This window comes from Microbulbifer sp. TB1203 (genome assembly GCF_030997045.1).
GTDB lineage: Bacteria > Pseudomonadota > Gammaproteobacteria > Pseudomonadales > Cellvibrionaceae > Microbulbifer.
The window spans coordinates 1762979-1788629 of record NZ_CP116899.1; the positions used below are offsets into that span (position 1 = coordinate 1762979).

Annotated in this window: 28 protein-coding genes; 20 read left to right on the forward strand and 8 right to left on the reverse strand. The window is 55.0% G+C overall.

The window, feature by feature from the left end:
- Nucleotides 1–65 precede the first annotated feature (65 nt).
- Entirely contained in the window at nucleotides 66–1415 is a 1350-nt protein-coding gene (gene creD, locus PP263_RS07455; protein ID WP_308367754.1) for a cell envelope integrity protein CreD, read from the forward strand.
- A gap of 115 nt (nucleotides 1416–1530) precedes the next feature.
- Complete coding sequence (locus PP263_RS07460; protein ID WP_308367755.1) at nucleotides 1531–1938, forward strand: VanZ family protein; 408 nt, start codon at nucleotides 1531–1533, stop codon at nucleotides 1936–1938.
- A 19-nt stretch (nucleotides 1939–1957) separates the two neighbouring features.
- Here PP263_RS07460 and PP263_RS07465 read toward each other — a convergent pair whose 3' ends face one another.
- Together PP263_RS07465 and PP263_RS07470 are read right to left on the reverse strand one after the other, a co-directional pair.
- The gene (locus PP263_RS07465; RefSeq protein WP_308367756.1) at nucleotides 1958–2266 is read right to left on the reverse strand and encodes an AzlD domain-containing protein; all 309 of its coding nucleotides are present in this window, start codon (nucleotides 2264–2266) and stop codon (nucleotides 1958–1960) included.
- On the reverse strand, nucleotides 2256–2972 hold the full coding sequence (locus PP263_RS07470; protein ID WP_308367757.1) for an AzlC family ABC transporter permease: 717 nt from the start codon (nucleotides 2970–2972) through the stop codon (nucleotides 2256–2258). Before PP263_RS07470 ends, PP263_RS07465 begins: the two co-directional genes overlap by 11 nt.
- A 136-nt stretch (nucleotides 2973–3108) precedes the next feature.
- Here PP263_RS07470 and PP263_RS07475 point away from each other — a divergent pair, with 136 nt between their 5' ends.
- Complete coding sequence (locus PP263_RS07475) at nucleotides 3109–3957, forward strand: LysR family transcriptional regulator (protein WP_308367758.1); 849 nt, start codon at nucleotides 3109–3111, stop codon at nucleotides 3955–3957.
- 350 nt (nucleotides 3958–4307) lie between these two features.
- Complete coding sequence (locus tag PP263_RS07480) at nucleotides 4308–4625, forward strand: EthD family reductase (RefSeq protein WP_308367759.1); 318 nt, start codon at nucleotides 4308–4310, stop codon at nucleotides 4623–4625.
- Between the two features lie 366 nt (nucleotides 4626–4991).
- Here PP263_RS07480 and PP263_RS07485 read toward each other — a convergent pair whose 3' ends face one another.
- Nucleotides 4992–6095: a citrate/2-methylcitrate synthase gene (locus tag PP263_RS07485; RefSeq protein WP_308367760.1), complete on the reverse strand. Its 1104-nt coding sequence runs from the start codon at nucleotides 6093–6095 to the stop codon at nucleotides 4992–4994.
- A 100-nt stretch (nucleotides 6096–6195) separates the two neighbouring features.
- Here PP263_RS07485 and PP263_RS07490 point away from each other — a divergent pair, with 100 nt between their 5' ends.
- From PP263_RS07490 to PP263_RS07535, 10 genes are all read left to right on the forward strand, one after another.
- On the forward strand, nucleotides 6196–7104 hold the full coding sequence (locus PP263_RS07490; RefSeq protein ID WP_308367761.1) for a LysR family transcriptional regulator: 909 nt from the start codon (nucleotides 6196–6198) through the stop codon (nucleotides 7102–7104).
- 62 nt (nucleotides 7105–7166) lie between these two features.
- Nucleotides 7167–7424, forward strand: coding sequence for a hypothetical protein (locus PP263_RS07495; protein WP_308367763.1), 258 nt, complete (start codon nucleotides 7167–7169; stop codon nucleotides 7422–7424).
- Nucleotides 7387–9129, forward strand: a complete 1743-nt coding sequence (locus tag PP263_RS07500; protein ID WP_308367764.1) for a DUF4157 domain-containing protein — start codon at nucleotides 7387–7389, stop codon at nucleotides 9127–9129. Before PP263_RS07495 ends, PP263_RS07500 begins: the two co-directional genes overlap by 38 nt.
- A gap of 332 nt (nucleotides 9130–9461) precedes the next feature.
- Entirely contained in the window at nucleotides 9462–10337 is an 876-nt protein-coding gene (gene dapF / locus PP263_RS07505; protein ID WP_308367765.1) for a diaminopimelate epimerase, read from the forward strand.
- 17 nt (nucleotides 10338–10354) lie between these two features.
- Nucleotides 10355–11149 carry a glutathione S-transferase family protein gene (locus tag PP263_RS07510; RefSeq protein ID WP_308367766.1) on the forward strand — a complete coding sequence of 265 codons (795 nt, stop codon included), beginning with the start codon at nucleotides 10355–10357 and terminating at the stop codon, nucleotides 11147–11149.
- Nucleotides 11146–11466: a VCBS repeat-containing protein gene (locus PP263_RS07515; RefSeq protein WP_308367767.1), complete on the forward strand. Its 321-nt coding sequence runs from the start codon at nucleotides 11146–11148 to the stop codon at nucleotides 11464–11466. Before PP263_RS07510 ends, PP263_RS07515 begins: the two co-directional genes overlap by 4 nt.
- An 8-nt stretch (nucleotides 11467–11474) precedes the next feature.
- Nucleotides 11475–11831: a VCBS repeat-containing protein gene (locus PP263_RS07520; protein WP_308367768.1), complete on the forward strand. Its 357-nt coding sequence runs from the start codon at nucleotides 11475–11477 to the stop codon at nucleotides 11829–11831.
- 21 nt (nucleotides 11832–11852) lie between these two features.
- Entirely contained in the window at nucleotides 11853–12227 is a 375-nt protein-coding gene (locus PP263_RS07525) for a VOC family protein (RefSeq protein ID WP_308367769.1), read from the forward strand.
- 254 nt (nucleotides 12228–12481) lie between these two features.
- Entirely contained in the window at nucleotides 12482–13633 is a 1152-nt protein-coding gene (locus tag PP263_RS07530) for a glycoside hydrolase family 88 protein (protein ID WP_308367771.1), read from the forward strand.
- A 40-nt stretch (nucleotides 13634–13673) separates the two neighbouring features.
- The gene (locus tag PP263_RS07535; RefSeq protein ID WP_308367772.1) at nucleotides 13674–15725 is read left to right on the forward strand and encodes a DUF2264 domain-containing protein; all 2052 of its coding nucleotides are present in this window, start codon (nucleotides 13674–13676) and stop codon (nucleotides 15723–15725) included.
- Between the two features lie 23 nt (nucleotides 15726–15748).
- Here PP263_RS07535 and PP263_RS07540 read toward each other — a convergent pair whose 3' ends face one another.
- Entirely contained in the window at nucleotides 15749–16108 is a 360-nt protein-coding gene (locus tag PP263_RS07540) for an antibiotic biosynthesis monooxygenase (RefSeq protein ID WP_308367773.1), read from the reverse strand.
- Nucleotides 16109–16556: 448 nt separating this feature from the next.
- On the reverse strand, nucleotides 16557–18191 hold the full coding sequence (locus tag PP263_RS07545) for a glycoside hydrolase 43 family protein (RefSeq protein ID WP_308367774.1): 1635 nt from the start codon (nucleotides 18189–18191) through the stop codon (nucleotides 16557–16559).
- 572 nt (nucleotides 18192–18763) lie between these two features.
- Between PP263_RS07545 and PP263_RS07550 the strand changes: the two genes are divergently transcribed.
- The 3 genes from PP263_RS07550 to PP263_RS07560 all read left to right on the forward strand — a co-directional run bounded on the left by PP263_RS07550 (nucleotide 18764) and on the right by PP263_RS07560 (nucleotide 20247).
- The gene (locus PP263_RS07550; protein WP_308367775.1) at nucleotides 18764–19114 is read left to right on the forward strand and encodes a DUF488 family protein; all 351 of its coding nucleotides are present in this window, start codon (nucleotides 18764–18766) and stop codon (nucleotides 19112–19114) included.
- A 29-nt stretch (nucleotides 19115–19143) separates the two neighbouring features.
- On the forward strand, nucleotides 19144–19626 hold the full coding sequence (locus PP263_RS07555; RefSeq protein WP_308367777.1) for a GNAT family N-acetyltransferase: 483 nt from the start codon (nucleotides 19144–19146) through the stop codon (nucleotides 19624–19626).
- 405 nt (nucleotides 19627–20031) lie between these two features.
- On the forward strand, nucleotides 20032–20247 hold the full coding sequence (locus tag PP263_RS07560) for a cold-shock protein (protein ID WP_308367778.1): 216 nt from the start codon (nucleotides 20032–20034) through the stop codon (nucleotides 20245–20247).
- A gap of 250 nt (nucleotides 20248–20497) precedes the next feature.
- On the opposite strand, the gene PP263_RS07565 is transcribed toward PP263_RS07560, so the two are convergent.
- From PP263_RS07565 to PP263_RS07575, 3 genes are all read right to left on the reverse strand, one after another.
- The gene (locus tag PP263_RS07565; RefSeq protein ID WP_308367780.1) at nucleotides 20498–20749 is read right to left on the reverse strand and encodes a DUF2795 domain-containing protein; all 252 of its coding nucleotides are present in this window, start codon (nucleotides 20747–20749) and stop codon (nucleotides 20498–20500) included.
- Nucleotides 20750–20851: 102 nt separating this feature from the next.
- Nucleotides 20852–21007, reverse strand: a complete 156-nt coding sequence (locus tag PP263_RS07570; protein WP_308367781.1) for a hypothetical protein — start codon at nucleotides 21005–21007, stop codon at nucleotides 20852–20854.
- Nucleotides 21007–22002: a DUF2795 domain-containing protein gene (locus tag PP263_RS07575; protein WP_308367783.1), complete on the reverse strand. Its 996-nt coding sequence runs from the start codon at nucleotides 22000–22002 to the stop codon at nucleotides 21007–21009. The genes PP263_RS07570 and PP263_RS07575 overlap by 1 nt, the downstream gene beginning before the upstream one ends.
- Before the next feature lie 466 nt (nucleotides 22003–22468).
- Here PP263_RS07575 and PP263_RS07580 point away from each other — a divergent pair, with 466 nt between their 5' ends.
- The 3 genes from PP263_RS07580 to PP263_RS07590 all read left to right on the forward strand — a co-directional run bounded on the left by PP263_RS07580 (nucleotide 22469) and on the right by PP263_RS07590 (nucleotide 25617).
- Nucleotides 22469–22636 (forward strand): DUF1328 domain-containing protein, encoded by a 168-nt coding sequence (locus PP263_RS07580; RefSeq protein WP_183458395.1) that lies wholly within the window; start codon nucleotides 22469–22471, stop codon nucleotides 22634–22636.
- A 102-nt stretch (nucleotides 22637–22738) separates the two neighbouring features.
- Nucleotides 22739–24247 (forward strand): hypothetical protein, encoded by a 1509-nt coding sequence (locus tag PP263_RS07585; RefSeq protein ID WP_308367785.1) that lies wholly within the window; start codon nucleotides 22739–22741, stop codon nucleotides 24245–24247.
- Nucleotides 24248–24612: 365 nt separating this feature from the next.
- Nucleotides 24613–25617, forward strand: coding sequence for an endo alpha-1,4 polygalactosaminidase (locus tag PP263_RS07590; RefSeq protein WP_308367787.1), 1005 nt, complete (start codon nucleotides 24613–24615; stop codon nucleotides 25615–25617).
- The last annotated feature ends 34 nt before the right edge of the window (nucleotides 25618–25651 follow it).

Here is a 25651-nt window from a genome sequence, read left to right on the forward strand (position 1 = left end):
CCCAAACCGACCCGCCATGCTGGGACCTCGCGAACAACCCCGTTAGAAGAAGGGAGAGGAACCCCATGCGTCAGACACTGTTTTTAAAACTGCTCACCATCGCCGGCCTCATGCTGTTGCTGGTGGTGCCCCTGTTGATGATCCAGGGCAAGGTTGCCGAGCGCAGCAACGAGGCCCGGCAGGTGAAATACCAGATCGCCCGGCAAGTCAGCGGCGAACAGACCCTCAGTGGCCCCCTGGTGGTGGTGCCCCGGGTGCGCGAACAACTGGTGGAGCGCGGAGACTGCCGGCGCCAGGAGCGCTGCGCGACGGTGGAGCAGCGCTCGGTGCTGGAAAGCCAGATTCCCGACACCCTGAGCGTGGACGGCCAGTTGCAGACCGAAATGCGCTACCGGGGCATCTACGGCACCCCGGTCTATCGCAGCCTGCTCACTCTGGAAGCGGTGTTCCCCGCCAACTGGCAGGCGGTGGACGAGCCGGAGCAGGTGGTATCGTCCCGGCCGCCCCTGCTAATCATGCGCATCAGTGACCTGCGAGGCCTGGTGGAACGGCCCCAGATTCTGGTCAATGACACGCCCCTGCCACTGGTGGAAACCGAACAACTGCCGCAAGCACTGGGAGATTCCGTGATTGCGGTGCAGTTGCCGGCGGACCTGACCGGCGCCTTTACCGTCAAGGTGCGGCTCAACCTGAACGGCACCGACTCCCTGGCGCTGTTGCCCCTGGCCAAGGAGACTCGCCTGGGGCTGCGCGCCGACTGGCCCCATCCCAGCTTTGAAGGACTGGTGCTGCCGGTGGACCGGGAGATCAGTGCGGAAGGCTTTACCAGCCAGTGGCGCACCAACAGCCTGGCCGCCGCCAGCGCCATCCATTGCGCCCGCAACGGCCAGGCCTGCGACGACGCCGGCCAGGCCATGCGGGTGCGGCTGGTGCAGCCGGTCACCGGCCTGTTATCCAGCGAAAGAGCCCTGAAATACAGCTTTCTGATTGTCGGCCTCACCTTCGCCGCCTTCTTCCTGTTCGAGGTGCTGCGCCGCTATCCGTTGCACGCCATGCAGTACCTGCTGGTTGGGCTGGCACTGGCCATGTTCTACCTGTTGCTGGTGGCCCTCAGCGAGCATATCGATTTCGTACTGGCCTACCTGTCGGCGGCATTGGCCTGCTGCGGCCTGATCGGCGTCTACCTGATGGCGGTGCTGCGCTCGGCCCGGGCCGGCTGGGGGTTTGCCGGCAGCCTGCTGCTGGTACTCGGGCTGATCTACGGCATCCTGATGGCGGAAGACTATGCATTGTTGTTGGGGGCTTTGCTGTTGTTCGCGGCCCTGGCGGCAGTCATGCTGGTGACCCGAAGACTGGACTGGTACGCCTTCTCGGTACGCAGCACAGGCAAGACCGCGTCGGACCCTGCCGGATGAAAACCCTTTAGAAACGGCGAACGAGGCGGCCGCCTGCCGCCGCCCCCAACGTCCGGCCCGGCTGTGTATACCGCCGAAGCGGGATAAGACTCAAAGAATTTTCCGGGTAAGAGTTATGCCTAAATTAACAACTGCGATATCTACGAGTTTTTTCCTATTTATTTTATGGGTTATTTACCTTGCCAATAATGGCAGTGACAGCTTGTTTTTCGATTTTGTAAAGTCCATTCCCTACGGAGACAAGATCGGGCATTTTTTCCTCTTTGGCACACTAACCTTGACTGTCGTTGTCGCCTCCCGATTTCGCTCATTTACTGTTGGTTGGCTAAATATCTATTATGGTGGAGTTCTGGTTGCACTATTTGTTCTGGGTGAAGAAATCAGTCAAGCGTTTATACCATTTCGAACTTTTGATTTGGCAGATCTAACCGCAGATACTCTCGGCATATTAATGGCAATTGGTGCCGCCTATTTAACCAGGAAATATTTAATAAAAATCTATGACAAGGATTCCGTAAGTTGATCCGCTTATCCTGGTACCTCTAGAACTGCCTTAATAACGCTGCTGCCAATATGCCGGCAGCGATTGCTGGTAACGGCTTTTTCAACAACAGCATAATGGTTGCCGTGGTCAACAACGCCAAACGAGCTCCGTTATCACCTGCAACCGCCATAGGTGCCAGGAGTGCTACCAGCACAGAGCCGGACATGGCCTGAATAAACTGTTTTACCCGGTAGCTGATCGGTACGAAAGACATCACATAGATGCCACCCCAGCGGGTTGCGAGTGTCACGACCGCCATGGACAGAACGATGGCCAGGGTGCCCACTCCCGCCGTTTCAACGTTCATTTTCCTGATTCCCCCCAATCGTTCCAGCAACGCCGCCTGCCAGTGCTCCCACAATCACGTGGCTGTTTTCCGGCAGGTACCAGTAAGCCAGCAGTGATGCGATAGCTGCGATGGTCCAGATGACCAACACCTGCAGGTTCTTTTCTCCACCGACCACCATGGCAAGCAGAAAACACCCCATGACCATATCCAGTCCAAGACTCTTGGGGTCACTCACAGCGTTACCAAAATAGATTCCCAGCCAGGTGCCGAACACCCAAAAGGACCATAGGGCCAGACCACCACCAAGCAACAGTCCCAGCCCTGGCTGCCCACGGCTGAAGACTTGCATGGACATCGCCCAATTGGCATCAGATGCGACAAGCATCACTCCATAACGTCTTGCCGGTGGCAGGTGGCGTAGCCAGGGATATAGTGTCGCGCCCATGAGCAGGTGCCGTGCATTGATCGCAAACACCGTAATCATCATGGTGAAAAACGGTATCTGTGGCCCCCACAGATCCAGAGCGGCAAACTGGGCAGCACCGGCAAAGACCAGCGTACTCATGACAACAATCATTGAGTCGCTCAGCCCAGCCTGTGTCGCAGCCAGGCCAAAGGCGGCGCCGAATGCGATCACAAAGACAGAAATTGGAGCCAACTGCTTGAAACCGGCCCAAACCAGCGGTTTGTTAAGTTGGTGCAGCTCCATATCGGTGCTTTCCATTTCCTGCTCCTCTGATTTTCACGCTTCATTCGGCACAATGCAGTGGGCGCGGCTTTGAGAAAAGCGCATAATTCGGGTATGAGCTATTCGATAAACTGATAGTTGAGTTACGCCGATGACGAACCAGGATATCCAGATGGACTGGCTCAAATGCTTTGTTGCGGTGGTGGATGCAGGCTCGCTGTCCGCGGCTGCTCCGGAGGTACATCGCTCTCAGTCCGCCGTAAGTATGCAACTGAAAAAGCTGGAATCCGCCCTGGGCTGCCGGCTTCTTGTGCGAGGCCCACGTCAACATCAGCTCACACCCGAAGGGCAGCGATTGTTAGGGTATGCCCGCCGAATACTCGACCTGCATGCCGAAACTCAGGCTGCGTTTCATGGCAAAGAGTTGACAGGTCGTATTCGCCTCGGCGTTCCGGATGACTATGCAGCCAAGTACCTTACCCCTGCGCTGAAACGCTTTGCGCCACATCATGGCTCAGTGGAAATTGAATTGAACTGCGAACAATCGACCTCTTTGATTCCCCGTGTTGAGCGTGGTGATCTGGATCTGGCACTGGTCTCAAGGGATCACCCTCGGCACGGAACGTTATTATTCCACGAACCAATGGTCTGGGTAGGATCCCCTCAATTCCAGATATGGAGACGAGACCCATTACCCATAGCCGTCTATGAGAGCACCAGCCTTGCAAGACGCAGCGCAATCAACTCGCTGGCCTTACAGGGTCGTCGGTATCGGTTGGTTTACAACAGTTCCAGTCTCGCGGGGCAGATTGCAGCCGTTGAAAGTGGCCTTGCCGTTGCCGTATTGACCCAGTGCAGCGCTCCATCCCATCTGGAAATCCTCGGCAGCGACCATGGCCTGGGGCCGCTTGAACCCATGGAGGTGTCGGTCTATCGAAGTAAAGCTTCGCAGGGTTCCGAGGCCGTAGACAGCCTCCACAGACTGTTGGTCAAAACGCTCAGAATTTCGGCGACATCCTAAAAGCGCTTAAAAGTACTGCGAAAGGTTTTGCCATCGTTGTAACCAACTCTGGGCAACCAGGGATATCTCAAAAGCCGCCGGCCATGCGCTGCCGCCAATGAGAACACAACCTCTTCATAAATCAGGATGTAGACATTCATCAGCGTCGTATGCCCCTCCACCTCTTTCACTCCGAAAGATCATACGCGGAAGATATGGCACAAAATCACCCTCTCAATGTCATTTGGCCGCATCGCTCGCAAGGACGGGAAAAACCATACTGCCCCCCGAACACTACAAACAAAGCTCGTTATGAACCGGTTAGGTTGCACAGCCTGAAGATCATCCACACTGACTCGAAGGAGCATTCAATGGCACGTATGGTAGTCATTTACAAAACACCGAAAGATCCCGCTGCGTTTGATAAACACTACTTCAGTGTCACCGTCCCACTGGCCAAACAATTGCCCGGCCTCAAGAGGTATGAGGTCAGCGAGGGCCCTATAGTTGCCATGGCAGGTGCTACTGATCCTTACCTTGTTGCAACTTTGCACTTTGACTCTCTGGCTGAGATCAAAGAGGCATTTATAACTGAGTGCGGACGCGCTTGCGCGGCGGATCGCCGAATTCTGGCGCCTGACGATAAGGACGTGCAAATGTTCCTATTCGACGATCAGGCTGCAACCTAGCGTAGAGTTTTGCTCTTGATAGAACTTATTAACCCGGGTTTCGCAGTTCAAACCTGGGAGCCGAAGAGGGTAGCCCCTTGCGGGACACGGGCTGGGCGCCCCCCTTAAATACATCCCTGTACGCTCTCCACGGCCATCCATGACCGCAAACAAAACGGCAGGATTGCGTTTTGGACGCCGAAGGCGCCCGAAGGGCCAGGGCCATGGATGGCCCGGAGTCACCGTCTCGCGAAGGGCTATCCTCTCTGTGTCACTCTACAAGCTTTGCCCACCCGAAATTATAAGTTCCAAACAACGTGCAACACTACGATGAACAGGAATGGCAAAGCGCACTGGGTGCTTTTCGAATCAGGGAGGAGATTACCATCAACGGCCGACGTAAAGCGCACGCGGGCGGATCAGTCGCGGGTCCCTGTTGAACTCGTGGAAGTGTGAGATCCAGCCGAACACACGGCTGCAGGCAAACAGGGAGGTGAAGTATCGCTCCGGAATGCCCAGCGCCAGGTAGACGGCGCCTTTGTAGAATTCCAGGTTCGCATGGATTTCCTTCCCCTTGGCACTGAAGACATCCTGGCAGGTGTCCTCAACCGCTACCAGGGTTTCCATCAGCAGCTGCCATTCGGTGCCTTCGCAGAACTGGCGGGCCATGGGTTTGAGAATGGCGGCGCGGGGGTCGAGGCGTTTGTATTCGCGGTGGCCCATGCCCATGATCTTGACCTTGTTGGCCAGGGCGTCGCGCACCCATTCGTCAGCTTTCTCGGGGCTGCCGATCTCGCGCGCCATCATCACCGCCGCTTCGTCGGCACCGCCGTGCAACGGGCCGGACAGAGCCCCCAGGCTGCCGGCGACGCTGGCGGACAGGCTGGCGCCAGTGCTGGCGATAACCCGTCCGGCGAAGGTGCCGGCGTTGAAGCTGTGGTCCAGCTGCAGGATCTGGGTGGCGTTGATGGCCTGCAGGGCCTGTTCACCGGGCGCGGCGCCGTTGATACCGTAGAGCAGTTTTTCCAGGAAACCCAGACCGGCGGGTACGGCGAAGACGTCGCCGCTCTGGCTCAGGTTGTGCCATACCCGGACGGCGGCATTGATGCGGGCGGCCAGGACCATGCCGGGCACCCACTGCCCGTCCAGCCACGCCGGCGGTTGTTGGGCCGGGGTCAGGTCGGCGATGGGTGCCAGGGCCTGTAGCACCGCCATCGGGTGGATGTCGCGGGGCAGTTGTTCCAGCACCCCGGCCTCGACTGCGCTCAGCTCGGATTCGTCAGCCAGCCAGCGGTCCAGTTCCCGGCACTGCTCCGCATCCAGCCACTCACCGGTCATCAGCCAGTTGATCACGGCGGGGAAGTCCCGCTCAACCAGCGCCTCTATGGGCTCGCCGCGATAGGTCAGGCGGCCGATATCGCCTTCCACGTTGGACAGTTCCGTCTCACCTACGACAACGCCTTCCAAACCTGCGTTGATTTCCTCGGTCATGACAATCTCCTCACACTGTGTTTGTGATGGCGCTATTAAAATGCGAGGGTCGCTGTTAATCTAATTAAACTTTATAAACGAACGATTAGCAGGGCTTATCATGCGTCTGGAAAGCAGTGAAATGCGTATCTTCCACTCCGTGGCCCGCTCCGGTGGCTTTCGGGCCGCGGCCCAGGAGCTCCATCTCACCCAGTCGGCGGTCAGCCAGGCCGTCAAGCAACTGGAAGTGAAGCTGAACCAGCCGCTGTTGATCCGCGACCGGCCCGTGCGCCTGACCCAGGCGGGCCGCCGCCTCTACCGCTACGTGGACGACCAGTTACAGCAGGAGCAGGCGGTGCTGGGAGACCTGTCGCGGCTGGCGCGCGGCCTGGACCAGCAATTGAGCGTGGCCATCGACAGCACCAACAACCGGTTCGCCGGGGCGAATCTGATCCACACCTTTATCGGCCGCTGGCCGGAGGCCCGGCTGCGGCTGGTCGAGCAGCCATCACGCGCCATCGTGCAAGCGGTGATGAGCGGTGAGGTTGAACTGGGGCTCGGCCCCTTCCAGACACGGATGGACCGCTTCAGTACCGCCCCGCTGTACAACGAACACCGCCTGCTGATGATCAGCCCGGAGCACCCGCTCCACCGCGTCGAGATGACCGCCAAGGATCTGCAACGCATCCCCCTGGTGGTGTCCTCCCTGGACGAGCCGGACCAACGGCCCTACCAGGAAAAGCTGCGCGATAACTTCCGCATGATCTGGCAGATCAGCAGCCTGAACGTGCGCCTGAACCTTATCGACCGGGGCCTGGCCGTGGGCTACATCAGCACGGAAGTGACACGGCAGTTGTCGCACATCCAGCATTTCCGCGCGCTGAATGAATTCGACTTTGCCCGTATCGAACGCCAGGTGGGTTTGTTTTATCGCAAGGACCGGGATTTGAGCCCGGTAGCCCAGGATTTTATTGAGGTATGCCGGCGCTACTGGGTCGACGGGCCCGGTCACTCCAGCCGGAGCGAATGATGAGGCAGAACAGGAAGAGGTCGAAACGTACTACTTTATCTTTAGGCTTGACGGGCTGGGCTATGAAAGCATTCTTGCTAAAAGTATCTATTAGCTATAAGCCTGGAGACCCCGGCCTTCAGGTTGCCTACAACAAAGCCCTGCCAGAGGATGTGATTCGCAAGATTGCCAAGTGTCGTCTCCGGGATTTACGTGAGTATAAAGACGACGCTTTTCAACCCCGGCGTAGCATTTTGCGCAAATTTGTGGCGCACAACTTTGTAAGCAAGGAGGAGGCGCCGAATGCAACCTTCCACAATTCAACGCAAGCCGCGAAGTAAAGCTCTGGCGAACCATCGAAAGGCCGAACACAAAGAAAACGCCTCCAATCTTTCCAGGCCAAATAGACTTTGGTCGCACATCGCTATGGACAAGCGGAGCTTAATCGATAGTGGCGATCAGGGCAGGCGACTGCCTGAGATGGAAAGCGGGAAAATTGCGGAACTCCCAGGTGTTAATCAATCCGCAACTTTCGATCCGGCCGCAGGCGCCCTTGTGCAAGCCAAGCTCGTTGTTGGTGGCGCAAACGACAGCTACGAACAGGAAGCCGATCACGTTGCCGACAGGGTAATGCGAATGCCGGAACCTCAACAAGAGGAGGAGACACCGGACATTCAACGCAAGGCGGAACCATCGACGGTGCAAAGGCTGTGCGCTGAATGCTCGGACGAGCTGCAACAGCAGCCGAATGAAGATGAAGGCGATGTAATACAGCGTCAAACTCCGGAAACGGAGGGCGAAACGCTGCAACTGAAGAAAAAGAACTCGACAGCGACGACCGCTGCCTCCAGCAACGTTACCGCACAAATTAACAACATAAAGGGAGGGGGCCGCCCGTTATCCGATTCGGTACGAGGCTTTTTTGAACCACGGTTTGGTCGCGATTTCAGTCAAGTTCGGGTTCATACGGATTCCAACGCTGGAAATGTTGCACACTCCCTGCACGCCCGCGCCTTTACCTCAGGACAGGATGTCGTGTTTGGAGCTGGACAATATTCTCCGGAAACGAGCGATGGAAGGCACCTACTCGCCCATGAGCTGACTCACGTAGTGCAACAAAGCACCGGTGCCAGCGGTCCACAACCATTTATTCAGCGACGCCGCTGTACCAGCAGCGATGCGCCCGACACGATCATTGACGACCATACCGTTAACCCGGCCAGCATCAATGCACCGGGAGATGCGGTCGATTTCGGGGTCCGCTTTAACTGTGAAGTTCGCGGGTTTCGGTCCGACCTCGAAGACAGTAGTGGGAACTCACTCAACCTGGCGACCTATCCTCCTCAATCATCATTTCCAAGAGATAGCTATACAAGAAACTGGGACGGAAAGCGGGGCTATTCCCATGTAGGCACTTATATGGTGGATGACGGATCATATCGCCATCGCCTGGATAGCGTTCTTTATGCATACCGCTACAATTCCACCACACGGAAAAGTGAAAACCTTTACGCGACCGGTAGCGGCCTGGTTTCTCCCAATGTTCAGGTATCGACTCGTGCCGGTGCCTTCAGCAATTACCGCAGTAATCACTACAGTAGCGCAAACGTCGAAACCGTGGCCCGAATCATCCGCTCCGAAATGGGCGTCGGCAACGAATCTGAACAACGCGCTATTGCCTGGGCGGTTCGCAACCAAATGGTGCGCCTCAACACCCGAGATGCAACTGCGGCGCGGGACCATTTTTCTGACGCCCACGGCCAGGCCGCCACTGATGACACGCGCCAGATTGCCCAAGAGGTCCTTGCCGTTGATATGGGGCACGACACCACGAACGGTGCCATCAAATGGTTTTCACCAAGGAGCATGCCATCGGAAGGCGGAAGCTGTAGCGGATACGACTGCGGCGGTGGTTTAATTACGGTTACCGATGACAGTGGAACGAATCACCGAAAGTTTGCCCCAACTTTCCATCGCCATATGGACAATGTTTCAGTAGGCGGTGCACGTGACTGGTACGTCCGGTTCTACAAGCTGCGCGGATAGAGTGTGCTGGCTGGTTTTAGTAGCGTCGCGCACAATGACTGATCCTTTTATTGCCCAGGTGGCTTTTGGCATTTCTTTTCTAGCTTACTCCGACGCTTCACGCCTCCGCGGGATATCCAATACCGCGCACTTCGCGCGCAAGTATTGCGGAAAATTTTCAAAATTATTATGAATGTAGATTTAAAGATCTATAAAGTAGGTATGATTTACAAAAAGAAGCTTGGAGCGAAGCCAGTTGCAGAGGCATATAACGAGTCCTCCAAAAGGTCTTCGTGTACTGGATTTGCAATAAATTGCGCGTTTTTTTATGGTTTTGGGGAGGTTAAGGATACATGAGATTTACTAAATACCATGCTCTGGGTAATGATTATTTAGTAGTAGATCCTAAAGACTTGGGCCACGAAATCACTGCCTCCGAAGTTAGGATGATGTGTGATCGCCACTACGGGATAGGGGCAGACGGCATACTCTACGGGCCTTTGAAGAGCCAGAGCAGCGATTTCGCGCTTAGGATTTTCAATCCTGATGCCAGTGAAGCTGAAAAAAGTGGGAATGGCCTAAGGATATTTTGCAGGTATCTGTGGGATTCTGGCTTGGTAGGCGAGGACGAATTTTCAGTAGAAACTAAAGGTGGAGATGTCCGCGCGACCATTCACGACCTCGGCCATCTAGTCTCAATCGAAATGGGTGAGGTAAGATTTAGTCACAGCATTGAGAAGTTTCAAAGTCCTAGATCTGAAACTATAAACATCGCTGGAAGATTTTTCGAGTTTTATCGAGCCAGTGTGGGAAATCCTCACTGCGTGATCCTTGTGGATAAGCTGGCGCCCGCATTGGCTATAGAATATGGCCCTGTTATTGAGAACAATGAGAAGTTTGACAATCGGACAAACGTGCAGTTTATGAAGGTTATTGATAGAAACAAGATTCAGATTGAGATTTGGGAGCGTGGAGCGGGATATACGTTCGCTTCAGGTAGCAGCAGTACAGCTGCAGCAGCCGTTGCTTTCGGACTTGGTTTATGTGGTTCAAAAGTTTCGGTAAACATGCCCGGTGGAGTTATCGAAGTGGCGTTCAGAGAAGGCTTCTCTGCGAAAATGAAAGGAGCAGTATGCAAGATAGGTGAAGGACACGTAGCCGATGAAGCTCTGCAAGCCTTTGATGAACTCCGCGCACAAAAGACGGGCGGCGTTGGTGTTCCTGATTGATGAACCGGTCCGAACCCATGATCAGCAGCGACACCGCTCCCGCCATCCTCATTACCATCCCGCTCAGCCACTACTGCGAGAAGGCGCGATGGGCGCTCGACCGGGTCGCGCTGCCGTACCGGGAAGAGCCGCACGCGCCCCTGCTCCACCGACTTGCGACGAAACGCAATGACGGCGGCACCGTACCGGTGCTGGTACATGGAAGCAATCGTTTCATTGATTCCACCGATATCCTCGTGCATGCGGATGCGATCTGCGGTGGCGACCTGCTGTACCCGCGCGATGCCGCGCTTCGGCGCGACGTTGACAGGCTTGAGCAGTATTTCGACACGGAGCTTGGCCCGCATACGCGGCATTGGGCCTACGCCCAGTTGCTCCCGCAAGCGAAGCTGGTTCGCTCGGCATGGTCGCAGGGCGTACCGCGGCTTGAGGCGTACTTGCTTCCAGTGATCACTCCGCTCGCGCGCCGCCTGGTCCGCGCGGCGTATAAGATCACGCCGGAAAGCGCGCAGCACTCACTTGAGCGTGTGCGGGGCGTTTTTCGGCAAGTGAACGAACGCCTGAGTAACGGGCGCTGGTTTCTGGCTGGCGATCGCTTTACCGCCGCCGACCTGACTTTTGCGGCACTCGCGGCGCCGGTGCTGTTTCCTGCCGAATACCGTGCTGTCCATCCCGCACTCGACACTGTACCCGCCGAAATGCGCGAAGAGGTCTTGCGCCTGCGGAACACCGACGCCGGACGGTTTGCGCTACGGATGTTCTCGCAGGAACGTTGCAGTTCATCCGCCGCGTATCAGTCTCAAGTTCTATGAAAGCGAGATCCACCATAGTACTTGCGAATCGTAGTCGTGGCGATCTCGGCAGGAGCCATATCTGCTTCGGCATCGACGACGGTCGCTTTGACGAAAAGTGTGTAGGCTTTGCCCAGGGTTCGGCAACCACGATCACAACTGCCGACTTCAACAACGATGGCGCTCTCGATTTGGCCGTGCCCCATCGGGACGAAGGACAGAGCTACATCTATCTCAACGACACGCAGGGTGGTTTTGAGGAACGTCGCCCGTTTGGCCCGCCCGATGCTGAGATTCGGAGTGCCAAGGCAGCGGACCTTGACGGGATCAGCTGCTAGACCTGGTCGTGATTGATGAAAGTACCGGTCCGGCCATCCTCTGGGGCCGGGCTGACGGGACCTACTCCCCGGCAGAGCGGCTCGGAGCCTCTCAGGCGACGCCGTACGCGATAGCCATAGCCGACCTGGATCAAAACGACCGTACGGATGTGATCGTGGGATATGTCGAATCGCGACCGACCGTATACTTCAACGACGGTCCGGAAGCTTTTACGCCGATACCATTCGGCGAGGGCGAGGGCGTTGCGTACGGTTTCGCGGTCGCGGACCTTGATGAGGATGGCTTGCTGGACATCGCCATGGCCCGCTCCGGAGCCAATAACATGCTATATTTTGGCGCTTCTCCGAACCGGGACCAGCGCTGACGCCCCGGGAGAACAGGATGAATGGGAATAGCGTGTTTCGAGATTCGAGCTGACGTCCCAGCCTCTGCAGTACAATTTTACCGGGAGGTTTTTGGCTGGGGTTTTACGAAGCAGGAAGAATTACCCATTCCGTATTGGCGCATCGAAACGGATGGCATACGCAGAGCTCTGCTCAAACGCCCCGCGCCAACCCCTTCATCAGGACAAGGCACGAACGCCTATGTTTGTTCCGTTGAGGTCGATGGCCTCGATGCCGTGGCAGAGAAAATAATCGAAAATGGCGGCCAGTTGGCTCTGGAGAAATTTGCAGTTCCGGGTGTCTGCTGGCAGGGTTACTTTATAGATCCCGAGGGCAATACATTTGGCCTGTTTCAGCCTGATTGCGGCGCGAAGTAGTCGCATCCCCCGCCCCCCAACATACCGAAGCGCTATCCGCCACCTTTCCCTGGTTCTGGTGATTGCAACCGCATTCTCACCTGGCAAAATAGCTCTAAAAAAGTTGCTCTTATCGTTAAAACATCCTCATATTTGGCCAAAGTTTAGGTCAACCTCTTAGAGCGCTACCAGTCTTTACAATATTATTTATATGATTTAATGTTAGCAGTTAAACGTTTATCCATAAAAATCGGCATCATCAGAGCTGAAATAACATGAATAGAAATACCCTTCGCAACCTGCTCGCTGTGCTCCCCCTTCTCTTAATCACCAGTAGCTGTGCAACGCGAAGCCATCAATCTGTGCAACCCCTGCCCGCCCCAACGGAGGTGTTGGAACAGTTGGCCCGCGTCAACGATTACTGGCAGACCCAAAATCCGGAACCGGGTTGGGCATTCTGGGAACATGCGGCCTACCATACCGGCAACATGGAGGCCTACTTCGTCAGCGGCAACCAAGCCTATCTGGACTATTCCCTGCGTTGGGGTGAGCGCAATCAGTGGATGGGAGCCAAATCGAATAACCGGGCGGAGTGGAAATACAGCTACGGCGAAACCGATGAACATGTTTTATTCGGCGACTGGCAAATTTGTTTTCAAACCTATATTGATCTTTATCAAATTACCGGCGACAGACAGAAAATCGCCCGCGCATTGGAAGTCATGGAATATCAAATGGCCACCGATGCGGTTGACTATTGGTGGTGGGCCGACGGCCTCTACATGGTGATGCCGGTAATGACAAAACTGTATCAAGTGACCGGCGACGAAATCTACCTGGAAAAATTACACGAGTACTTCACTTACGCCAAAAGCATTATGTACGACGAAGAAACCGGTCTGTTTTTTCGCGATGCTAAATATGTTTACCCCGCGCATAAAAGTTTAAACGGCCGCAAAGACTTTTGGGCTCGGGGAGACGGCTGGGTATTTGCCGGCCTGGCAAAAGTCCTGGCCGATTTACCCAAAGATAACAAACATCGCGACGAATATATTGCCATTTATCAAAAAATGGCCGCCACCCTGTCTGGCGCACAGCAACCCGGCGGCTACTGGACGCGCAGCCTGCTTGACCCGGAACACGCACCCGGCTACGAAACCAGCGGCACTGCATTTTTTACCTACGGATACTTATGGGGCATAAATAACGGCTATCTCGATAAAAAAACTTATCTGCCTGTTGTGTCGAAGTCCTGGGGATACCTTACCGAAACAGCACTCCAGGAAAACGGAAAACTTGGCTACGTTCAGCCAATTGGCGAAAGGGCCATTCCCGGTCAAGTGGTAGATGCAGAATCCACCGCCAACTTTGGCGTCGGCGCTTTCCTGCTCGCGGCCTCGGAAATGTATCGTTTGGTAAAAGAATAACCGAGTTGAACCATGTAGCTCAGCCACCTTGGAAAAGTAGATGAATAGGACTCTAAAGTTCAGCTTTCACACATTGAGCGCCCTTGTGCTAGCGGCCTTGGTGAGTTTGGCAAATGCCCAACCCCCTCCTCAGGACAATATATTCATAATCGACCAACCGAACTACCAACTCAGTCCCCACACGGGCATGACCAGAAAGCACTGGGAAGATGCTGCGCTATACTTACTGGAGGGCGCCTTTAGTCATATCGACAATATTGATAACCCAATGTTGTTTCCGAGCCATCCCAGCGCCACCCGCCCTGTAAGAGATCCGGTTTCAGTCACTGCAAAATTGGAAGGTCTCTCGCGTACGCTATTCGATGCCAGTGTCCTGCTCAAGCAGAATCCCGATCTGAAAATTAATGGTATAAGACTCGCAGACTACTATCGTCACCATCTCGTTGAGTTAACCAACCCGAAAAGCAGTACCTACATACCCCCGCGCGCCAAAGATGGTGGGCCGAGCCAAAACTTGGTGGAGTTTGGAGCGGTAGCGATATCCCTGTTCGTCGCGCCCGAAGTACTCTGGGACCCGCTCACAAAGGCGCAACAAGATGCACTCGCCGCCACCATGATCAGCTATGGAGACGGGCCGACGGTACCCTCCAACTGGAAATTTTTTAATATCTATGTTCTGAGCTTCTTTAAATCCCAGGGCTATGAGGTCAACGACGCGCTGCTGGTCGAGTATTTACAAGCATCGCTCGCACACTATCGCGGCGATGGTTGGTACAACGACAATCCGGCGTACGACTACTACAGCATGTGGGCTTTTCAGATGTACGGTATTCTGTGGACCGAATTTTTCGGCAAACAGCACTACCCTGAAATTGCCAAACAGTTTCTCGTCAATTTTCGTGACCTCAACGGCAATTATCCCTACCTGTTCAGCCGCAGCGGCGAGATGATCATGTGGGGACGCAGTATCGCCTATCGCTTTGCAAGCATTACACCTTTCCCGCTAATGGGTTTGAACGATGACCCGGAAATCAACTACGGCTGGATGCGCCGTATTGCCTCGGGCAACCTGCTGCAATTTTTACAGAATCCGCAATTCCTACATGAGCGCGTACCCACCCTGGGATTCTATGGCGCCTATGAACCTGCCGTGCAAGCCTACAGCGTACGCGGCAGCACCTACTGGTCGCTTAAAGCATTTATGGCGTTACTCATACCTGAAGATAACGCATTCTGGACTGCCAAAGAAAATGAAGGCCCTTGGGAAGGGCAGCTAGCCAAGAATACTGTGCACAACAGGTTTCAAAAGGGCTCAGAGATTCTCATCACTAACTACCCAAGTATCGGCGCATCGGAAGTGAGAGCGTGGTGTCATGTAGCGGTTATCGACAACTGGGAGGCCTTCCGCGGCAGCGAAAACTACAACCGCCTGGCCTATAACAGCGCCTTTCCCTGGCAGGCCGATGGCGCGAATGGCGAAGTAGCCATGAACTACGTCATCAAAAATAAGAAAGATGAGTGGGAAGCTCTGCGTCTGTTTGAATTCAATCAATATAGCGACGGCGTTTACTACCGCAGCGCCGTGCTGGAAACCGACGAAAAGGTGCGCCTCAATCTTGCGGACATACCACTACCAAATGGAATTTTACGCGTAGACGAGAACCTCAGTACAACCCCGACGGAGTTTCGCTTGGGGCACTATGCATTGCCAAGACTCGACAAAGACATTCGTAAAAGCCTGCGCAAAGTGAGAGGACACGATGCGCAAATTATCGACAACGGCGCTTACCAACTGGCAATGGTTCCGCTGCTCGGCTGGGAGAATATGACGACCCTGAGCACCAGGGGGCTGCACCCGGTCAGTGATGAAAGTGCGGTAATCAACCTTTCACACAAGCTTGCTGGAAGCAAAGAACAACCTGCTATCTACGCCACGCTAATGCTCTGGAAAAAATCCGGTGAAAAATGGACCGATGAAGAGCTGCTTCCTGTGAAGGGCATTAGCCGCTCCAAAAAAGATAACAGTATTGTTGTTACGTTTAATGATGGCGGCCAGAAGATCCTGAAAAATAGATCGCGTCGAGCTATTTGATGGCAATCTGGCCGCAGTTCCGGTTAAACCGGTAATTCATCACCGTAGCTGGCGGCCAGGGCGCAGGGCACAGAGTCCACTTGTTGCAGCAGGGGCCTGATGCGCTCCAGGTGATCGGTAAATCCGGGATAATCCGCCCACTGCCGCTGGCTGGAGCGGCTGGTAAAGAAGGTGACTACGGTAACGCTACTGTCATCGAGCGCGCGGTACAGTTGGTTGCCCAGCCAGCCGTACTGCTTTGCCGTATCCTGCATTTTCTCAGTCTCCGCCATTTGCAGCGTGATAAAGCGATCCATCATACCCGGCTTGGGAACAAAGCGGTTAACCAGGATATACGGGCTCTGGACTGCCAAGTTAGCGCTGCTTGAATCGTGATTTGACATGGATTCAATTCCTTCTGTCTGCTCCGCAGGTGTTTCCATTAGCACTTTCGGCGCTTGATCCCACCGACCGTGATTGCTTCAAAAACCTTGGAAATGGTCCCAGGAGTATAGCCCCACAGCCAACATATTCACCCCTCCTCTTTGCGAAGCCCACCGACCGGCCGCTTCGATAGAGAGGGCAGATCTGTTTATGGCGTGTACTCCTTCTCGCAGGATGTATGCTTCTGCAGTTTATAAAAAATCGTGTATTCATGTCGAATCATGCCACAGGGGAACGATTAAGAGCATCATCACCAACCGGGGAGATACCAAATGAGAAAAGTGATAGCTTTTGAGTTCCTTTCTGTAGATGGTTTCTATAGAGATGCGTTAGTGCGGTAGAGGGGAGGAAAACCTTCTCTTGTGTCATCTCTATGCGGCTGTCCATTGGCCAGCCGAGCTCCTGTGGTTACTGGGCGCCTATCCGGTAGTAGTCGAAATCCACGAATCCACCGGTTTTTTGGGTAGCGTAATTAAACAGCGCAAAACGATAACCCATAAAGTGGGGCAATGTATAAGACATCTTCAGGGGGGCGCCGATAGAGTCCCACTCGGTTCCATTCAGACTGTAGTAGAAGTGGGCAAGATCGGCTTGATCGCGAAAATCCATATCAATTTTCAAGTACACAGTTTTCTGATCGATGGGTAGCGCTCCCAGCTCCCGAACTTCCTCAGAGCTTCCCTCAACCATCACCAGCTCGTAGCCATCGTTGTTTCGCTTCACGCCCACATAGCCGTAGTTGGCTTGCAGGGCGCCCAGGCCGGCTACGTCGCCATCCTCCATATTCGTTACATCCAGCGCGACCTGAGCGGAGCTTTGCGGGCCAAAAGTCCGCTGCGTAAGGGTATTGCGGGTGTTAAGAAAATCTTCGTCCAGCCGGGCATTGGTCAGCCTGAGGTATCCGGGCCTCTCGGTGAGCGACCAGGCGCTATTGTCGGGGTTGTGATTCCATTGCCACTCCAGCCCCAGGGATTCGACCTGCCTTTCGCCAGCATTGAATTCGTCCGACGCCACAATGCCCTGCAAGCTGGTGCCTTTAACACTAAAACCCAGCTTCTTCGGGACTTTGCCGCCCTCCCCCAGTAAGGGCCAGCCGTCCTCCCAGGTTACCGGCACGAGGTAGGGTATGCGGCCAACCGCACCATTGTCCTTAAACAAGAATGCATACCAATCACCCTCTGGCGTATCGATAAAGCCACCCTGTGCGATACCTTGATGCTGCAGAACAACTCGGCCTTCATAAGGACCGGTGAGCTTGTCCGCGCGGTATACCAATTGGGTTCGCATACCGTCTCGCGGCCAGGTAATCAATGATACATAGTAGCGGCCGTTGATTTTTTGTACGTGGGAGCCCTCTGCATGCAGCATAATATCGTCGCCTGCAATGGCCGATGAGTCGGGTATCAACAGCTGGTTTATACCATTGGGTTTAACCGCCGAAGCATCTGCAGTCAGCTCAACAATACGAATATCACCTCGACTGTAGACCAGGAATACCCGGCCATCTTCAAAAAACAATGAGGAGTCGTGATAGAGCTCCGGCAATACCGATACAGTCCATGGCCCATTTTCAATATCGCGGGTTTTATAGATATAGGTTTTGTTGGTGTTGTTGGCAAAGGTGCTCACGTAGTAGACACCATCTACATAACGCAAGCTGCTTGCCCAGGAGCCACGGCCGTAAGAGTCCTGCCCTTCTTCCAGGTTCATTTCCGCTGAATCGGTGAGTGTCGTGTAGGCATAGTTCACCAGTTCCCAATTCATCAGGTCTTTGGACTTCATAATCGGCAGCCCGGGGTTCATGTGCATGGTGGTACTGCTCATGTAATAAGTATCATCCACACGCAGTACGGACGGATCGGGGACATCGGCCCAGATCACCGGATTGCGCGCTTCTGTAAGCCCGGGTACTTGCTGGTTTTCCGTTTGTTTTATTTCATCCTGTGGAGAGACTTGGCTCTCGCTGTTGCCCTGTTCGCATGCAGTCAAACAGGATGTGAGAGCAAATGTTACCAGGGTAAAGATAGAAGAACGCAATTTCATGGAAATCCCAGTTTATAAATCGTTATTGAGGGGAAGTGTTTATTGTAATCAGCTCAATAGGGCAAAACAATTGAAAGCAGATTGTGACTAAGTCATTATAGATAGTCAAAATTCGCATTCGGGAGCCAAAGTATTTACTCGCGCCGGCACTACCTTGTGCATGATTACAATGGTTTGATCAAGGGCAACACTGTATATTCTATCGCACGGAGCTGTGGTGGATGCGCTTCGCTTATCCACTCTGCATCCGGAGAAGATGGCTAAATTACGTTTACGGAGGGAGAGACGACGAACAGATCGCGGCCACTATGCGATACAGCAATTCCCAGGGAGAGTGGGCCAGGCTCCGCTGCAGCGTATGCGCAGCCAGCTGCGTGATGGGAACCGGGATTCGCTAGCTGTGATTGCAGAATGGGCACAAATCGACAGGAAAGCCGATTTGGACGCCGATGGCGCCCGCGAAGCGGGCGAGCACCAGGGATGTCGCGAGTCAACTGAGTGCAGCGACATGTCCATCTTACAGAGACCCGGTGCCACGACTATTCTGTTTACACCGCAACAGGAGAGTCCCTATGGCCATTAGTATTAAAAGAGTCTATGAAAAGCCGGAATCCGGAGAAGGAATGAGAATCCTGGTAGACCGCCTATGGCCCAGGGGCCTGTCGAAAGACAAGGCGGCTGTCGACCTTTGGCTAAAGGATATCGCTCCCTCCGATGAACTCCGGCGCTGGTACCAGCACGATCCGGAGAAGTGGCCCGAGTTCAAGAAGCGATATTTTTCCGAGCTCGACGATAACCGTGAAGCGGTCGATGAACTGGTCGATAACATAAAGTCCCGGAAAGCCGTATTCCTGTTCAGCTCGAAGGAAACTCGCTATAACAATGCCGCCGCGTTGAAAGAGTATATCGAGTCTGTCCTCTAGCGCATTTTTGATAGAGAAGTTCAACCTGTATGAAAATCAAAGTAGATGACCTGAACGGCCCGGAAGTGGCCGAGCTATTGAGCGAGCATCTGAGCGGCATGGCCCAGCATTCTCCCCCGGAAAGTATCCATGCGCTGGACCTGGAGGCATTGCGCCGGCCGGAAATCACTTTCTGGAGCGCCTGGGATGGCCCCGAGTTGATGGGCTGCGGGGCACTGAAGGCACTGGATACCCGGCATGCGGAAATAAAATCCATGCGCACCGCATCGGCCTACCTGAGAAAAGGTGTCGCACGGCAACTGCTGCAACATATACTCGACCAGGCCCGCAGTCGCGGCTACCGGCGCCTGAGCCTGGAAACAGGCTCAATGGCCGCCTTCGAACCGGCGAGAAGGCTCTACGCCAGTTTCGGATTTGAATACTGCGGACCCTTTGCCGATTACCGGGAAGATCCGAACAGTGTGTTTATGACCAGAGAACTGCAAACAACTGACGGCACATTCCGGCCCTGATCCCATCTTTGGCGGCGCGACCGACGAGTCTGTATACGCCGGCGGGCATATCCATCGTTGCGTAGCAGTCGCCACCAGCCGCGCTTCACCTTGCCGCAGGCAGATCTGCGCCCTGGACCCTGAGCAGGGGACCACTCTGGCAGTTCGAGTCACTCAGTGATACGGTCACAACCGTCCCGGCGGGTCACCGCGCCATCGGCGGCTATGTTTAATGCCCTTGCATTAATAGATTGACTTTCCTCCAAACAGCTATACACTGTCGGACAGCTAGAACACAAGCTACCTGTTTATTCTCTCCTGTTACGAAGTTATACCCATAATCCTCGTCCTTTAGTTAGTAACTCCCGCTTGTTTCCCGCTACACCCGCCATTTTCAATGGCACAACATTGTTATTGTTTTAGGAAATGATTGTGAGTAATACAACTACAGGAACCGTAAAGTGGTTCGACGAATCCAAGGGTTTTGGCTTTCTTGAGCAGGAATCAGGTCCCGACGTCTTTGCACACTTCAGTGCAATCGCCGATACCGGATTCAAGACCCTGGTCGAAGGCCAGAGAGTCGAGTTCACCGTAGCCAAGGGCCCCAAAGGCCTGCAGGCGGAAAATATTGTCGCACTCTAATTCATTGTGACATTCTCCCCCGGCTACCACTGGGGGAATTTTCACCCCTGAGGTGAAAATACGGAAAGGGCAAGGCCGGAAGGTCTTGCCCTTTTTTATTCTTCCCGCAGCCCCCATCCTTAATAATCCTATGCGATGGCCAGTAAAACCCAGTCACCAATATGTATCGGGAATTCCGCTCCGCTGAGAGGAGGGGGATGATTAACGCGAATAACGATTTTCAGTAACGGAGCATCCCGCTCCGCCCCAATCAGGTCACCCGACCCACCTCCTTCGCCACATCCGACATATCGCGATAGGTGTGGTCATGGAACTTCTCGATCACCCGCATCTCCTCATCGCTGGCTCTGCCCTGAGCATAGTTTTTCAACTCGTGGCTTGACGCGGGAAAATCCACGCCGGAGAAGAGGCTGGCAATCTTGGCAGCGGAGGGTGCGTTCATGGCCTCGGCGCCACCTTTCTTGCTGGGCTGATATTCGGGTTTTTCTTCGTGGCTGCGCATTTTGCCAAAGGCCCGAGCCACCTCGGCGGCGTCTCTATATCGCCTGTCCGGCAGGTCTTTGAGTATGCGTTTATCTCATCCTCTTCGGCCACGTCCACCAGCTCATCGCGCCGCTTGGGAAAAATCCACGCCTCCCAAAGCTTTCTCCAGGTCTGCCGCCGAGGGGGCTCGCGGAGGATGGGAGGTCATTTTATGGCGCTCGTAGCGGGATTTCTGGTCGAACGTTTCGCCACAGGTGTCGCAGCTGAACTGGGCCATTACCTCACCTCCCCGAGCGCTCTCTGGACCTCGGCCATATTGCGGAACGGGCCCTTCGGCAACTCTTCCAGCACCTCGACCACCTCGTCCGGGGCATCGAGGGACTTGGCGTACTGCACCAGGCCGTCATGATCCTTGGGAAAATCCACCCCTTTCAGGGAGCGGGCGATACCTGCGGCCGAACCGGTTTTGGTCGCCTTGGCGCCGCCCCGCCTGCCACCCTTGCCGCGATCACCCTCCGGAGATTTTGCTTCCACGTTGAATTGCGGTTTGGCAAATTTTCCCTTTTCCAGAGCATCGGTGGGCCAATCAGCAGATTTCAAACCCAGCTTTTTGAACAGGTTCGGCTTGCCGGTAATCTTTACATCGGACTTTTCCAAGGTGTCGTGTGCTCCGATCAATACCAGCTGTGCGCTCTCGTAATTCAGCAGCTTGGGATCGTCCACATCGATCCAGCGCTCGTCGGCAAACTTTTTCTGCAGTTTCTTGGGATAGGCGGGTTCCGATTCTGGAAAACCACGCACTTTGACTTCGGGATTGCGTACGGAGATCACGAAGCTCGCCTCCGGTAATATACCCAGTTCCTTCTGGGCCTTTCCCGGTTTGGAGGGACGGCTGAGCTTGTAACCCAACCGGGTGCTATCCTCCCGCTCGAACAGGGCATAGCGGCCTTCGCCGACCGGGACGGCTTCGCCCTGATCCTGCTTCCCCCGGGTTTTGGTTGTGTATTTGAGCGGCTTGAACTCTTCGCCGATTTTCTCCGGCTTGTCCGTCAGCTCATTCATCATCCATTCCCGGGTGGTGGAACGGGACTTGCCTTTTGCAATCTCGGGCAGGCGCTTCTTGCCCACGATGAATAGCCGGGCCTTCTCCTGTCCCTCGGGTACCAGAACGAGATGGAAGCGCTGGATGTCGTCGATACCCGTGACCTTCTCTTTATTCACCTTGGGACGATAAAAGAAGTAGATGTCGCCTTTTTCAATAAGCTCAGCCATGGGGGTTTCTCCTCATATCGCAGAGATTTACAGGGCTGGGCACGAGGCCAGCCATTGCCAGCAGTGTGCGGAGGCTGCCATCGATGCGCCGGGGAATTACGCTGCCGCAGCCGGTTGGACAGGCCGCATTTGGCCATGTCATCGCTATGACTGTATTTAACCCTAGCTCACTTCTGAATGACTAAACGGTCTATCGTTATGGCATCAAGAGAATTCGTATGGCGCCGTGTCTCTTCTTGACGAGAAGGGACGTCTGTCCAGGATGATGGCGTTTGCGGTACTGAGTTTGGAGCGCCAGTCACAGTTGGCCATACTGACCAGTATCCTGCAGTCCACTTTAGATCCGTCATTGACGCGGAAATATGGTGGCTCCGCTTTCGGCACCCTAATCTAGACGCTAGCCCGCATAGCAGCTATTGGACTAGGTAATCATCCAGTAGACAAAGGCCGGGCAGGAGGTTCAAACATGTTGCGCTGGGCAATCATTTTCTTTGTTGTTGCGATTATCGCCGCCTTTTTCGGCTTTGGTGGTGTCGCAACCGTCGCTACGGACGCGGCAAAAATCCTCTTCTTTATATTTATCATACTTTTTGTGCTGGCACTGATTTTCGGCCGCCGCGGTCCGCCGAAGTAGGATAAGCCGAGGCTCCCGGCGACAACCGGCCAACTGCCTGACTGGAGACTGCGGCGCCGCCGGGAGAGCACCGTCAACCGCAAAACAGGAAGGTCCGGGGCCGTGGTTAGGATTCGCTATGCCAAAGGGCCGGTTGTCTATCTCTACGATATCGACAACCTGAGAACCAGGAAGCGGCAACTGCTTTGGGGGGACTGGCTGCGCATAGTCGACGATATCGACGAAAAGTGGTCCAGGGTGCGCTGGGGCGGGGATACCTTTGCCATCAAAAAAGAGGACTATCAGCAGGAGCGGTTGCTGGAGATGATTTTCCTCGACGTGGGACAGGGAGATGGCTGCATCCTCACTACACCGCTGATCGGCACGCGAGAAAAAATCCTGATCATCGATGCCGGTATCAGCGACAACATGAAGGGCTACCTGGAGTACCGATTCCGGGATTTCAAGAACAAATTCCGCTTCCACGCCGCGGTGATCACCCATCCGGACAGCGACCACTACCGGGGTTTTCAGAAGGTTTTTGAAAACCCGCAGATCTCCTTCGAAAACGTTTACCACAACGGCCTGATGGAGCGCACCGGTCCCGACCTGCTGGGGCCGCTCGAAGGCGGTTTTCTCACCGATATCCGCCCCACTAAACTCTCCGCCCGTGCCTTATACGCCGACCCGGCGGTGCGCGGGGGCAAGTGGTATCCGGAACTGATCTGGACTGCACTGGAGAGCGAGCGCTTTGGCGATGTGGCCATGCTGTCCACCGCTCACGGAGAGAAAGAAGACGGCCGCAGTTGGATGCCCGGATTCTCCCCCTCGGACAACCCGGAGCTGAACATCGAGGTGCTGGGCCCGGTGGTGGAGAGAGCTCCCAACGGCAAACCCGGCCTGCGCGCCCTGCCCGCCACCATGGGCGGAACCGCGATGAACACCGCCAAGACCAAGAACGGCCACTCAGTACTGCTGCGCCTGCAATACAGGGGCTTCTCCATCCTGTTCGGCGGAGATCTCAATGTACCCGCAGAACACTTCCTGATGCGTCACTACGGCAACGGTGGCGCGGCCCCCACCACCCTGACCGAGACCCGGGCGATGATCGAGCGGGCCAGAGAGCGCTTTGGCGCGGACCTGATGAAATGCTGCCACCACGGCTCTTCCGATGTCACCGAGGAATTTCTCGAGGCCACGGCGCCCGCCGGCTATGTGGTCTCTTCCGGCGATGAGGAGAGCCACGTGCACCCGCGCCCCGACCTGCTCGGCCTGCTGGGCAAAAAGGGGCGGGGCGAGCGCCCGCTGATTCTCAGCACCGAACTGCAGCGTTCCACCCGCGAACACGAAGACCAGTCCCTGCGCCGGAAATTGGACGGGCTGGTGGAGAAAATCAAAAGAGAAGACGACCCGGCCAGGGAACAGGAATTGAAAAACCAGCGCAACGAGATACTGGACGAGCTGTTCAAACGCAATGTGGGTGTCTACGGCTCCATCAACCTGCGCACCGACGGCCACCGGGCGGTGATTGCATTTCGCCGGGAAAAGTCCAGCCAGACCAAGCGCTGGTTCTACTATGAACTGGAAAAGGATACGGATGGCGTCTTTCAGGTCAAAACGGCTGACAGCTAGAACATTGAAGGCGTGGAGCGCTGCAAATTGACCCACCCGGCTCTTTCCTCCCCCAACACAAAAACAACGCCAATCTTCCCCATATCCCAGTGCCACCTACGGCCGCATCGAAGCGCGCATCTCCTCGCCCAGCTCCGTTTTTTATTCTGCTCAACGTGGCCGTCGGTGGCACCTGGCCGGGCAGCCCGGATGGTTCCAGTGTATTTCCACAGCGCATGTATGTGGATTACGCCAGGGTCTACCAGTAGTCCTCAGACAAAATCAGCCTGCAAAAGCGGCATCCGACCGATGCCGCTTTTCGGTTGCCCGTTCCACCCATCCCTGTTACCGTCGGCCCCTACGAGTTTTACCCGGAGGGATGTAATGTGAAACGGTTCGGCTACGCAATCTTCCTACTGCCTTTATTTCTGTTTGGTTGCAACCTGGACGAATTTCCGGAACGCAGTCCCGGTGGCGGCGGCGGAGAGGAGAGCGTCGAGTACAAACAAGAGATGCGGGATTTCGTCCGGAATATCAGTCAGTACGCAAAAGGTGCCGACGGAAACTTTATCATTATTCCCCAGAATGGCGCAGAAATCGTCAGCACAACCGGGAACGACACAGGCACCGCCGATGCGGACTATGTCAGCGCCATAGACGGTATCGGACAGGAGTCCCTGTTCTATGGCTACGACGAGGATGACCAACCCACGCCGGCAAAGGAACGCCTGTGGACCCGCACCTTCCTGGATATGGCCAAGGACAGCGGCGACATCACCATTCTGGTTACCGACTACGCCTTCAGCCAGAACAATATGGATGATTCCTACGAGCAAAACGCCAACCTCGGATATATTTCCTTCGCTGCGGACCACCGGGAACTGGACAATATCCCCACTTACCCACTCACCATCAACAATGAAAATGCCGAGGATATCGAACAGCTCTCCGATGCCAGGAACTTCCTCTACCTGATCAATCCTAGGCTCTCCTCGACTCGCCAGGAGCTGGTCAACGATATCAGCGATACCAACTACGACGTGGTCATTATCGATTTCTTCTTCGATGGAGTGGAGTACACCCCGGCGCAGATAGAGCAGCTAAAGCAAAAGCGCAATGGTGGCAAGCGGTTACTGATCGCCTATATGAGCATTGGCCAGGCGGAGAATTATCGCTATTACTGGCAGAGCCACTGGCCATCCAATCCCCCGGAATGGCTGGAGGAAGAAGACCCCGACTGGGTTGGCAACTACTATGTGGAGTACTGGGAACAGGATTGGCAGACGTTAATCTACGGAGAGAACAATGCCTACCTGGACAGGATAATAGAGGCCGGTTTCGATGGCGTTTACCTGGACAGAATCGACGCCTTCGAATACTTCGAAAACTGATATTTTTCGACCGGCGCCATCCCCGGCGCCGACC